Here is an 11,944-nt window from a genome sequence, read left to right as displayed (position 1 = left end):
TTTTCAACTACAACAACGGGACTGTTGGCTTTAAGTGATTGGCTMGCTACCCTTCAGGTATCCGATGTTGTGATGGAAAGTACCGGAGTCTACTGGAAACCAATATGGAATATACTCGAAGGATCTTTTCACCTTGTTCTTGCCAATGCCAGGCATGTCAAAAATGTTCCAGGGCGTAAAACTGATGTGAAAGATGCCGAATGGCTTGCCAAGCTTCTAAGATGCGGACTTATTGAAAGCAATTTTGTCCCACCAGAGGATATTCGTGATTTACGAGATCTTACTCGTTATCGAAAAAAATTGATTCATCATCGCACATCAGAGCAGAATCGCATTCACAAAATTCTTCAAGATGCTAATATCAAGCTAACATCCGTTCTATCAGACATTTTTGGTGTATCGGGACGCCGTATCCTTGAAGCGATTCTAAATGGTGAAAAAATAGAGACCGATGGTCTTCGAAAAATGGTGGATTGGCGAACAAAAGCAAGTATTACTGACATTGCCAATGCAATTAATGGTCGTATTCGCCGTCATCATCGTGATATGTTGCGTTACCATTGGGAGCATATGGGTTATTTAGAAGAAACCATAGAAGAATTAGAAAAACAAATYGATCAACTCCTGTCCCCTTATCGTAAGGAAGTAGAATTATTGGATGGTATACCTGGTGTGAACAAAGCTGCGGCAGCTACTTTTATTGCGGAGATGGGTGTTGATATGTCCGTATTTAAGTCAGCTAAACATCTTGCCTCTTGGGCTGGTGTGAGTCCTGGAAATTACGAAAGTGCTGGTAAAAAAAAACGAGTAAAACCACACAAGGAAATAAAGCTTTAAAAACGATGGCCGTAGAATGTGTATTAGCGACATCAAGGCAAAATAATCGAATTGCTTCACATCGAAAAAGGATTACCAAACGGCAAGGAAAAATGAAGGGACGAATCGCTTCTGCCCATTTACTATTAACGATTACTTACAACATCTTAAAAACAGGAGAACCTTATCAAGAACTAGGCTCAAATTACCTTGAAGAAAAACAAAATAACAAAGAATTAAAAATGATCGAATACCTAAAAAAGAAAGGCTATACAATCGCTCCATCTGAACAACAAACTGCATAACCAGTTAAATAACGACATAGTACATTTACCCCCATCAAAAAAAAATGAGAATATGGAGGGTTTATTTTAGCATGGCTTTTTTACTATTGTGTTTTCATACAAAAAAGAGCTGCATAACAGCTCTGATAATTACCTATAGCATTAAGAAGTACATCAATTCAAGTCCTTATTTTTTCAAATGATATGGTACAGTTGTTACTACCACGTCTCGTCGAAACAGTAAGAAGGCTCGAATAAGAAAACTTGATTGATTGTGAAGAATATTGTGCCAGCCTTTTTTGGGAATAAATTGTGGAATGACAACAGTTACCTGATAATTCCCTTCCCTTGCTTTATTCTCTACAGTATCAACAAATTTGGTAAGTGGGTTGATGATACTTCTATAATGAGAGTGCAGTGTCACCAGTCTTACTTCAGGTTGCCATTTCTTCCATTTTTCTTCAAATTTCTTCTCGTCTTCTCTTTCAAATGCAACATACACTGCAATAATTTGTTGAGGAGAAAGCGATTTAGCATAATTTAAGGTATTTTCTACAACATGAGTCATACCAGCAACAGGCACTATCATAACATTACCTTCAATGGCCACAGATGGTTCACAAGTTGTAAGCCTAAGTTGGTCTCCAACTGCTTCATAATGCTTTTTAATTCGATGGAAGATAAGGACAATGATAGGTAGAAAAATTAGGATTGACCAAACCTGAGAGAATTTTGTTAAAAAGAACATCATTGTGACCGTGAAACTAATAACAGCACCAATCGTATTAACTATTAGTTTTGGAAGCCAACGCTGAGGTTTCTCACGAATCCATTTAACCATCATTCCTGTTTGGGACAATGTAAATGGAATAAAAACTCCAACTGCATAAAGCGGGATTAGATGCTCTGTTTCTGCCTGAAAAGCAACAATTAAAATTATTGAAGCAATACCAAGGATGATGATGCCATTTGAATATCCTAATCGGTCTCCTCTAACTAGAAACATCCTTGGAATATACTTATCCTTTGCAAGATTCACTGCCAACAACGGGAAAGCCGAATAACCAGTATTCGCAGCAAGGATTAATATCAATGCTGTAGTTCCTTGAATAAAGAAGTACATGAAATTCCGCCCGAAAGTTTCTTCGGCAATTTGGGAAACAACGGTTACCTCTCCACTTGGAGAAATGCCATAATAATAGGCTAAAAATACGATTCCTGAAAACAGTATGGCAAGCAAGGCTCCCATTGCCATTAATGTTTTAGCAGCATTATTTGGAGCTGGGTCTTTAAAGTTAGGAATAGCATTCGATATGGCTTCAACCCCTGTTAAAGCGGAACTTCCTGAAGCAAACGCCCTTAAAAGAATAAACAAACTGATTCCCGCCACAGGTGTACCTATTGGGGTGTGTAATTCAGGCGAAACTCCTCCAGTTAGAATATTATAAATACCCACACCAATTAATATAAACAACGCTATAACGAATAAGTAAACGGGGTAGGCTAATATTGAAGCAGACTCCGTTACTCCTCTTAAATTCAAAATTGTAATAAAAATGACAAATACAATGGCAATTTCCACATTATAGTTATGTAAAGTGGGAAAGGCAGATGTTAAAGCATCGGTCCCAGCAGACACACTTACAGCAACAGTTAGTATGTAGTCTACCAATAGGGATCCTCCAGCTATTAAGCCTGGATTTACACCTAAATTGCTCTTTGAAACCACATACGCCCCACCGCCATGAGGATAAGCAAAGATGATTTGCCTATAAGATAATATGAGAGCTGTTAAAAGAACTAATACACCTACTGCGATAGGAATTGAATACCAAAATGCTGCTGCACCTACCGTAATCAATACTATCAAAATTTGTTCAGGACCATATGCCACTGATGATAGAGCATCAGAAGAAAGGATTGCTAATGCTTTCGTTTTGTTAAGTTTTTGTTCTCCTAATTCATTGGATTTCAAAGGTCGTCCAATTAAAAGCCTTTTTATGAATGGAATCATTAATCACGCACCGCCTAATATATCTATTGGTTAATTTTTACCCTTATCAATAGTAATTACTCAAAAAAGAAATAATTTTACATGCATAAAAAAAGTGCCTACAAGTCATATTTAATAGACCTGGAGGCACATCACTTTTCGTGTGTCACAAGCTCCACCTTCCTTCTCAATTTAACGCTTACGAGGTTAGCTGTCGGATTCGGACCTTTGAGTAGCCCTACCTTAAAAGGATTCACCCCTTGGGTTAAGTAACAACCCGCAAAAATGGTTCCCCCGTACCTAATGATTTCAGCGATTTAGAAATTTGAAACCTTGATTATAATACTCCTGTGTTCAGAAAATGTAAATGAATTTTTGTAAAGATTAAAACCGAGGAAAACGGAAATGTCAGTAGTACATATTAGTTAATGCTTTAGTATTTTTGATTACTAACACGGAAGGAGGATTTACATGTTCAAAGAAAATAATCCTTATTATCTGATGAATTATTAGATGAGTTAGCTAAAGACATTAACCAGCAATATGGGGGTCCCACAAAAGAACAAATTGCGGAACCCATAAACAATGATTAGAATATAAGTCCACAAGAAAGTACCCTTTGATATTGAACTCATACCATTGTGTTTATTGGTCTCACATTTTCATTAAACTTCCCCGTTAGCCATCCATGAAGCGTAAAAATTAGCGTTTCACCACAGAGAATGAAAATTGGTTTCTAGGTCGATAATGTTTTAATGGCTGGCAAAGAAGGTCGTTGAACTATGGTGCCTTTGAGCTCCTCCGTTAGTCTGACTCCGACGACACAACGGTGTACCACCGACTGTCGCGCCCTTTATGGGTAGTACTCATGGGAGATTAATCCTTTTTTGGTCGTCGCGCTAGCCTCTACTTAATTTGTTATAATTGAAGGTTTTTGTTTACGATTTACCTAACTCAATCTGATCACTCATAAGGCTCAGCCTTTTTAAAAAAAAGTAATTTTCTGGGTCTATTTTTGTATGCTCTTTTTTGGTTTTAAGAATATTTTAATTTTCATGGGAGTTCGGAGAAAAAGGCTGCCGAAGCAACCAACCAATTATTGAAGTACAAGTCCTCTTTTTCTATTTGTGATTATGTAAAAGTTTATTCTCATAAACAATAGGGACTAGATCCATTCCCACCCTTTTTGCAGCAATATATCTTCTGTAACCGTCCGGATGGATCTTAGTTCATCCACCTTTTCAGATCCATACTTGCTTATCATCGTATACGAAGTATTCTGAAAAAAAAGAGTTGACATAAAACTTGTATCTACCTTAAAGTATAGCTAATACAACAAAAAGTTTACTTAAGGAAACTTTTTAGGAGGGGGTCAAGTAATGACTGATGAGAAAAAGGTTTCCCGCAGAGATATTTTAAAGATGGGGACTGCAGGTGCGTTTGGAGTAGCTGGATCTTATTACTTAAATAAAATGGCACAATTTCCAACTATGGCTCAGGCATCCAATAATTCGTCTCACAAGAATGGCAATCATTCCAATCATGCAAATATGAGTGATAAAACAAAAACCACAGGTTATAAAATGGCAGAACGGCTCCTTACTGAGTTTGATTATGGAAACGTTACCAAGCTGCCCAACGGTCAAACACTCCGGGAATATGAAGTCGTGGCAATTGATAAGGAAATCGAAATTGCCAAAGGAATTAAATTTCCAGGCTGGACTTATAATGGAACAATTCCAGGACCTTCTTTTCGTTGTACCGAGGGGGACCTTTTGCGGTTTCACTTTATTAATCAGGGCAGCCACCCCCACTCTATTCATTTTCACGGAATTCATCCTCCAGAGATGGACGGTTTAACTTCTATTTATCCTGGACAGAAATTCACGTACGAATTTGAAGCGAAGCCTTACGGATTACAAATTTACCATTGCCATGTGCTCCCCCTAGCCCGCCATATTCATAAAGGCTTATACGGTAATTTTATTATTGATCCAAAGAAGCCAAGAGAGCCGGCATTAGAGTTAAACATGGTTATGAATGGATTTGATTTGGATTTAGACGGCGAAAACGAGTTTTATACGGTGAATGGCTATGCCTTCGCATTTATGAATCACCCTATTAAAATCAAAAAAGATCAAMTCGTAAGGATCTATCTAAGTAATTTAACAGAATTCGACTTATTAAATTCGTTTCACTTGCATGCGAATTACTTTACGTATTATCCAACCGGGAGAAACGATAACCCCTCTCAGTTCACTGATACGATCATGCAATGTCAGGGAGAACGTGGAATTATTGAAGTTCGATTTCCATACAAGGGAACATATATGTTCCATGCCCATGTAAGTGAATTTGCTGAGTTAGGCTGGATGGGATTCTTTGAGGTCGAATAAAAAAGGAGGGATAATTATGAAGGGAAAATGGCTAATTACTGTTTTAATACCGTTAGTATTACTTATAGGGGTGCTAGGATGGGTGCTAATGAATGGAGCAGGTGTAGAAAAAGATCCTGCAGCACCGATAGAAGTCTTGAACATTGAACGCATCAAGGTAACTAAAATCGGTTTCGAATTATCTGTTAGTAATACCGGACCTAAACCCTTAACGATTTCTCAAGTGATGGTTAATGATTCGGTGTGGAATTATAATGTCTCTCCGCAAGCAAAACTTGAACGATTTGATGAGGGAAAGGTGACCATCTCTTACCCATGGGTGGAAGGTGATCCACATACCATTAAGTTAATCACAGAGAATGGCATTATCACGGAAGGTGAAATTGCAGCTGCCACACTCACTCCAGAAACCACCTGGAGCAACTTTCTTAATTACGGCTTAATCGGATTTTACGTTGGAATTGTCCCGATCACATTGGGGTTGTTATGGTATCCATTTATGAAACGTTTCTCACGAAAATCTATAAATGGGATTCTTGCTCTAACCGTTGGGCTCCTTTTATTCTTATTTGTCGGGACTCTGGCTGATGGATTTGAAATTGGTGCAGAAGCACCTTCTGTCTTTCAGGGGAATATGGTTGTCATAATTGGGGCTTCCTTAACCTTTTTATTATTGATCGGCTTTGATCAGTATCAACAAAGAAAACAAGAAAGGAAAGGATATTCCCCTTTTGGTCTGGCTTTGTTAATGGCTACCGGAATTGGCCTTCATAACTTTGGAGAAGGTTTGGCAATTGGTTCTTCCTTTGCACTAGGTGAAGCTGCTTTAGGAACCTTTTTAATCGTAGGGTTTACCCTTCACAACATCACGGAAGGGATTGGAATCGCTGCTCCTTTATTAAAGGCCACACCTCGTTTTAGAGACTTTCTATTACTTGGAGTTATCGCAGGTGCACCCGCCATTGCGGGTACATGGGTGGGCGGATTTATCTTCTCACCAATTTGGGGAGCTTTATTCCTTGGTATTGGAGCAGGGGCCATTCTTCAAGTAATTTATGTAATAACAAAAATGCTCATTGAAGATCATAGAAAACATAATGAAGCATCTGTTTCATGGTTAAACCTTTCTGGTTTCGCGATTGGACTATTAATCATGTACTTTACTGCATTTTTCGTGAAATTTTAAGGGATGCCTTAATCTTGTTTGGACCCATAAACAATTCCCGAACTTGGTAGAGCTATTCAACATTGTTGAATTTAAAATTAACCAACGCTGCTAAAACTAATTAAAAGGAGCGTAATTGGTAATGAGACTTTGGAAAAAAAGAAGTAATTTTGGTAGATGGGTGGATAAACAAAAAGACCTAAATGAATTAGATTTAGAAAGAGCATCAAATATAAGTAGAGGTACAATTTCAAAATTATGTAGCGATCCGAACTATCGACCAAAAATTTCAACGGTAATTAAAATAAATCAGGGCTTAAAAAAACTTGATAAGAATATGGATTTAAACGATTTTTTTTACTGAAGTTATTCTAAAAATGATCTAAAGGAATTACAAAATTTAATTACTTGGGGGAATTATTATGTTTCAAAGTATAGGTATACCAGGTTTAATTTTAATACTTGTCATTGCCTTGATTATTTTTGGACCTAAAAAGCTGCCGGAAATCGGTAGAGCCTTTGGACGTACTTTAACTGAATTCAAGGGTGCAACCAAGGGATTAGTATCTGATGAAGATAAAGGAGAAGGGGAAAATCCTGAGTTAACGACTGTTGAAAAGAAGCAGGATAAATCAGGTGATGCCTAAGAATTAAAAATTGTTCCTGCTTTTTGATTTTTAGAATATCAACAAAAAAGTATTACTTTTACAAACGGTCAAGCAAACTATAAAGCCCATTTCTGAAATTTTATACACTAAAAGAATTCCAACATAAAAAGTCGATCTCCTTTACATTAAGGAATCGACTTTGTTAGTTTTTCTTAAAGAATCGCGCCCTATAATTGAACAAGATAAATTGCCTATTTAATATTTTTTATCGGTTCTTCTCGCCATAAACGTTCCATATTTACTTCATTGTTTGTATAACTTAATAGAAACACATCAGGATTACTAAGATTCTTCCAACAATCAAAATCAAAGCTGTTATCATAATTCTTTAGCAGTAGAGACATTAAATTTCCGTGAGTAACGATTATTGTGTTTTCAGTTTCACTTTTAAAAACTTCATCTACAACGTTTACTATTCGGTTCATAGCTTCTTTACTCGACTCTCCTCCTTCAAATTTCAACTCCAAATCATCGAATGTTGCTTTAAGTTTTTCAAGCCAGTCAGGTAAATCCGTTGTACTAAGTGTGCGTTCTGATAAACGTTCATCAATCTCTATTTTTATGTTTGTTTCCTCACTTATTGGTTCTACTGACTGAATTGCACGTAAGAAAGGACTTGATATGATTCGGTCAATTTTAGGATTGGAGAAAAATTCAGATAAATATATCGCTTGTTTATATCCTTTATCAGTTAGTTGTGACTCCGAAGGTTGCCCTTGTGCTTCACAATGTCTCACAATATAAATCTTTTTTTCATACAAAGTTCCCCCAATTATGTATTACAAAATTACTTCTATTATTGTTTCTTATTTTCCCACTTCAACTGGCCCAATACAAAAAGACGCCTTATTATTAAAGAAAGACGCCCTTTCGTTGAAGAAGAAACGAGGTTAGATTTTAAGCTTGAAATATATAAGGAGACGAGGATTTAAGTAAACTTTCTACACCATTAGGATGATAAGGCATCCATTCATTAGCCTTTGGTATGTCTATCCATACTATTTCTGAAATTTCATCTTTATCTTGAATTGAAATTTCACCATCTACGATTTTTGCTTTAAATGTTATAAATAATGCATGATGGTCCTTTTCCTTAAAAATTGCTTCATTAACAGCTGGAACCTCTTCAACTTCAATTGTTAAACTGTTTCTTCCTTAGTCTCACGAATAACTGCCTGTTCCAAAGTTTCCCCTTGTTCCACGGCACCAACAGGAAGAGACCAAGTCCCACCTTTGTTATTAACCATCAGGATTTTGTGTTCATCTTCCTTATATAAATGCATACGCTACATCTACTCTAAGCATTTCTTACTGTCACTCCTAAGTTTTTTAAGGTTCAATAAACCATATTATAACAGAATGATATTCAAGAATATGGTCCTATTGTTGAACAGAGAATCATCTTGTTGTAGGAATTGATATTGCACAACAATTTCATGATGCTCGAGCTGTTAACTATCGAGGAATTTGGGTCGGTCATCAGAACTTAAACGAATAAACCGTTTAGACACCGCCATCGTGGGAATTCATTACTGGCTGAATCTATCAAAATGGTTAGTCATAATGAACAAAAACGGTAATCTGCCCCGATAGTTGCATAAAGAAAAAGCTGCCTTAAAGGCAGCTCCGATTTAAACTAACGCAGTGTTCTTTCACAAACGTTTTTCCTGATCAATGTCAAAGCCATTGATTCTCAAAGGTATCTCACCTTCTCGCTTCTCAGTTTCTTCACCCACCCAACAGCAATACAATTCAAAAAAAGTCTTCAAGATGACTAATCATAATATGTGTCAGACCCCATCATTAGTTTTAACTCATGACTTTCAACAATGGGGCGAGAATATCCAGTCTTTGCTACTTGTATCATTGCTTTTCCCAATTCTTCTGATGTAATGATACTGCTTAACGTATCATCAAAATGTTGGTGGTACCTGCCGAATGCTTGACTGTTCTGTTTGAGCTTTCCATTCTTCCTGACGGAACTCTTTTTCCCACTTTGAAACCACAATACAAGCGAGAACATGTCCAGGAGTATTACAAGCTGTACGTGCCATATCCAGCACACGGTCAATGCCTGCTATAATTGCGACGCCTTCTGCAGGAAGCCCTACTGCTGAGGCGGTAGCTAAAAGGACAACTAGCGAACCGGATGGAACAGCAGCAATTCCTTTTGAGGTTGCAACAAGAACCCCCATTACAATCAACTGTTGGCCAAAATCCATTGGGATGCCATATGCCTGTGCTAGGAAAATAGAGCAAACAGAAAGGTACAAGGTCGAACCATCACAATTCAGTGATAGCCCAGAAGGAATAACGAATGAAACAACACGTTTCGAACAACCGTATGCTTCCATTCGATCCATTAACTGAGGCAGAATGGTTTCCGTACTTGTTGTAGAAAAAGCGATAAGGAACAAATCCCATACCATTCGAAACACTTTAAAGTAAGAAATCTTCAAGAACCAAGCAATTATTGGAAACAGAACGAAAATAACAATAGCAAGCCCAAGATACACAACCCCAATCAACTTTGCCATAGGGATTAAAAGGGCAATACCATACTGACCTACAGAGGCTGCCATGAGAGAGAGTACACCAATCGGAGCGGTTACCATGACCATTTGTGTCAGTTTAAACATGATATTTGCAACTGATTCCATAAACTTCATTGCCGGCTCTGACTTTTTGCCAATTGCTCCAGCAGCTGCACCAAATAAAATAGCGAAGAATATAACAGCTAATAAATCACTTTTTGCCATCGCATCAACAATGTTGCTTGGAATGATGTTAACAAGCATCGTTTTAAAATCGACAACTTTGGTAACGCTTTCATTTAATTGTGTGATATCCTTTTGAGCGAGGTGGGACAAATTAAGCCCAGCACCAGGCTTTAGAACGTTAACAAGTAAAAGACCTATACCTAGAATCAGAGTGGTAATAAATTCAAACCATATAATTGTTTTAAGTCCTAATGAACCCATTTTTTTCATGTTTCYGTCGCCCGATGACCCAATGACAATGGTTGTGAAAACAATAGGTACAACAATCATTTTAATAAGATGAATAAAAGCGTCGCCAATTGGTCTTAAGGATTGGCCAAGTTCAGGAAAAAAATGTCCGATAAGTGCTCCAATAAACAATGCAATTAAAACTTGAAAAGCAAAAAACTTTTTCATAGGTTGTCCTCCCTGAACGAAAGATTAATAGCCTCATCACACAATATGTCAATAAATAGATCATTCCTTTCTCATTTGACTATTGAAAGAGAAAGAAGAAATAGCTTTTAAAAACCGTTTCTGTATATTCCATATATAACCTCCTTTTAAAAATATTTGTAAATATAAAAAAACTGTATCACCTATTCGCGATTCAGTAAAATACTGAATTACTATAAAGTTATAAGAATAAATTATTAATCCCGTTTACATTTTTAATTGTTCCTTAATCAGCTAACGCACCCGTTCGTATAAGGTCAGCCAGAAAATATTTCTGGTTGACCATTTTTTATATGGTTTTATTATAACGGTAGCCGGGGCAAAACGTACCTGCTCGTGGGATAAACCCCGTCAACTAAACTGTTTGCCCCTGCTTATAGAAACATGATTAGGCTTTGTTGGGACGTAGATCTCATATAACTAGCGAAGCTGTGACACTACAAGGAGAAATAGGGTAATCGGCAATCCACTAGATTAGGAGGAGATTTAGAATGAATACAGTCGTTGGTCTGGATATTTCAAAAGGGAAAAGTCATGTCCAAGCTTTCTTGGATAAAAATCAGCCTTTCTAAAAAGCTTTAAAGTAGCACATACTCTTGAAGGGATTAATAAAAATGTGGTTTTCTTCAACATAAAGTTCACCTCAAAAATCAAATTTCTTTTAGTATTCCACTTCTGATTTCTATTATAAATATGCAGCTATTACACTAACCTCCCTCAATAAACTAAACACACTGATTTTGGATATGTTTCGCAAACTTGAATGTATAAAAGCGAGTCTAAGATGTCATCATCAATCTTTATTTTATACTCCCAGTTTGACTGAATCTACTGGGACGAATCTTTTTAATTCGCCAACAATTTTTCTTCATTTGACCCAAGCTTGATCGTGTATTCAGTCGGTATCCATAAGCCTGTATTCTCATTTCTTCCTTGGAGAACATATTTTGGGTTGTTTTTGCCCATACGTTCTGCAGCTGTTTTCGAAAGCTTGCCGATATCACCTGTTTTGAGGCGGTTGATAATTAAACCTAGTTTCAAACTTTTAATTGTCAGCATTTCATAATCTGTACTGCTGTCTCCAGCTACGAATATCGGACCGTATCCGCCCCGAGTTTTGGAGATGGCGTGTTCGATCACTTCCACCTTACCTTCTCGAGCAGTGATCGGCCAATTGTCTTCATATTCTGCTTGAGTAATTCCTTCCTTCTTTTTTAATCTCATCCCAAAGACATTTTCCTTTGGAAGGTTGTAGCCGTATTTTGGATTTGACGAAAATACCTCCACCACCTCTTCCATCGAAGCCGAAATAACATAAACGTCAATCCCATTCTCCATAAAAGTATGCATTAAGTTTGCGATTTCCGAGGCCAGACGCAGTCCTGTTGTATAGGTAACTTCAACAGT

10 protein-coding genes, 2 pseudogenes and 1 riboswitch are annotated in these 11,944 nt (G+C 37.2%); of the genes and pseudogenes, 7 read left to right on the top strand and 5 right to left on the bottom strand.

What is annotated here, in order from left to right; genetic code table 11:
• Positions 1–837, top strand: an 837-nt coding sequence (locus tag AC1DVB_RS21955) for an IS110 family RNA-guided transposase (RefSeq protein WP_477590931.1), incomplete at its 5' end; no start/stop codon positions are given.
• Between the two features lie 5 nt (positions 838–842).
• Positions 843–1,121: a hypothetical protein gene (locus AC1DVB_RS21950; RefSeq protein WP_230134767.1), complete on the top strand. Its 279-nt coding sequence runs from the start codon at positions 843–845 to the stop codon at positions 1,119–1,121.
• Between the two features lie 166 nt (positions 1,122–1,287).
• Here the strand turns inward: AC1DVB_RS21950 and AC1DVB_RS21945 are convergent, their stop codons facing one another.
• Positions 1,288–3,114, bottom strand: coding sequence for an APC family permease (locus tag AC1DVB_RS21945; RefSeq protein ID WP_477590930.1), 1,827 nt, complete (start codon positions 3,112–3,114; stop codon positions 1,288–1,290).
• Positions 3,115–3,274: 160 nt separating this feature from the next.
• A riboswitch (cyclic di-AMP (ydaO/yuaA leader) is annotated at positions 3,275–3,418 on the bottom strand.
• A gap of 1,054 nt (positions 3,419–4,472) precedes the next feature.
• Between AC1DVB_RS21945 and AC1DVB_RS21940 the strand changes: the two genes are divergently transcribed.
• The 4 genes from AC1DVB_RS21940 (at position 4,473) to tatA (ending at position 7,301) form a co-directional block, all read left to right on the top strand.
• The gene (locus AC1DVB_RS21940) at positions 4,473–5,489 is read left to right on the top strand and encodes a multicopper oxidase domain-containing protein (protein ID WP_477590928.1); all 1,017 of its coding nucleotides are present in this window, start codon (positions 4,473–4,475) and stop codon (positions 5,487–5,489) included.
• A 16-nt stretch (positions 5,490–5,505) separates the two neighbouring features.
• Complete coding sequence (locus AC1DVB_RS21935; protein WP_095679395.1) at positions 5,506–6,675, top strand: ZIP family metal transporter; 1,170 nt, start codon at positions 5,506–5,508, stop codon at positions 6,673–6,675.
• Positions 6,676–6,796: 121 nt separating this feature from the next.
• Positions 6,797–7,018, top strand: a complete 222-nt coding sequence (locus AC1DVB_RS21930; RefSeq protein WP_063590816.1) for a helix-turn-helix domain-containing protein — start codon at positions 6,797–6,799, stop codon at positions 7,016–7,018.
• 58 nt (positions 7,019–7,076) lie between these two features.
• Positions 7,077–7,301 carry a twin-arginine translocase TatA/TatE family subunit gene (tatA, locus tag AC1DVB_RS21925; protein ID WP_034307658.1) on the top strand — a complete coding sequence of 75 codons (225 nt, stop codon included), beginning with the start codon at positions 7,077–7,079 and terminating at the stop codon, positions 7,299–7,301.
• A gap of 212 nt (positions 7,302–7,513) precedes the next feature.
• Here the strand turns inward: tatA and AC1DVB_RS21920 are convergent, their stop codons facing one another.
• The gene (locus AC1DVB_RS21920; protein ID WP_477590925.1) at positions 7,514–8,083 is read right to left on the bottom strand and encodes a histidine phosphatase family protein; all 570 of its coding nucleotides are present in this window, start codon (positions 8,081–8,083) and stop codon (positions 7,514–7,516) included.
• A 136-nt stretch (positions 8,084–8,219) separates the two neighbouring features.
• Positions 8,220–8,627, bottom strand: a pseudogene (locus tag AC1DVB_RS21915) (NUDIX hydrolase).
• A gap of 85 nt (positions 8,628–8,712) precedes the next feature.
• Here AC1DVB_RS21915 and AC1DVB_RS21910 point away from each other — a divergent pair.
• Positions 8,713–8,879 (top strand): annotated as a pseudogene (locus AC1DVB_RS21910) (IS110 family RNA-guided transposase); the annotation flags it as partial.
• Positions 8,880–9,235: 356 nt separating this feature from the next.
• On the opposite strand, the gene AC1DVB_RS21905 reads toward AC1DVB_RS21910, so the two are convergent.
• A complete protein-coding gene (locus AC1DVB_RS21905) occupies positions 9,236–10,498 on the bottom strand; it encodes a dicarboxylate/amino acid:cation symporter (RefSeq protein WP_477590923.1) in 1,263 nt (420 codons plus the stop codon).
• An 885-nt stretch (positions 10,499–11,383) separates the two neighbouring features.
• Positions 11,384–11,944 (bottom strand): HAD family hydrolase (locus AC1DVB_RS21900; protein WP_477590921.1); only part of this gene is annotated, 561 nt, incomplete at its 5' end.

The organism is Peribacillus sp. P4_D6, from assembly GCF_056401795.1.
Note: the sequence above shows the minus strand (reverse complement) of the source record. Positions and strands in the feature narration are given on the sequence as shown.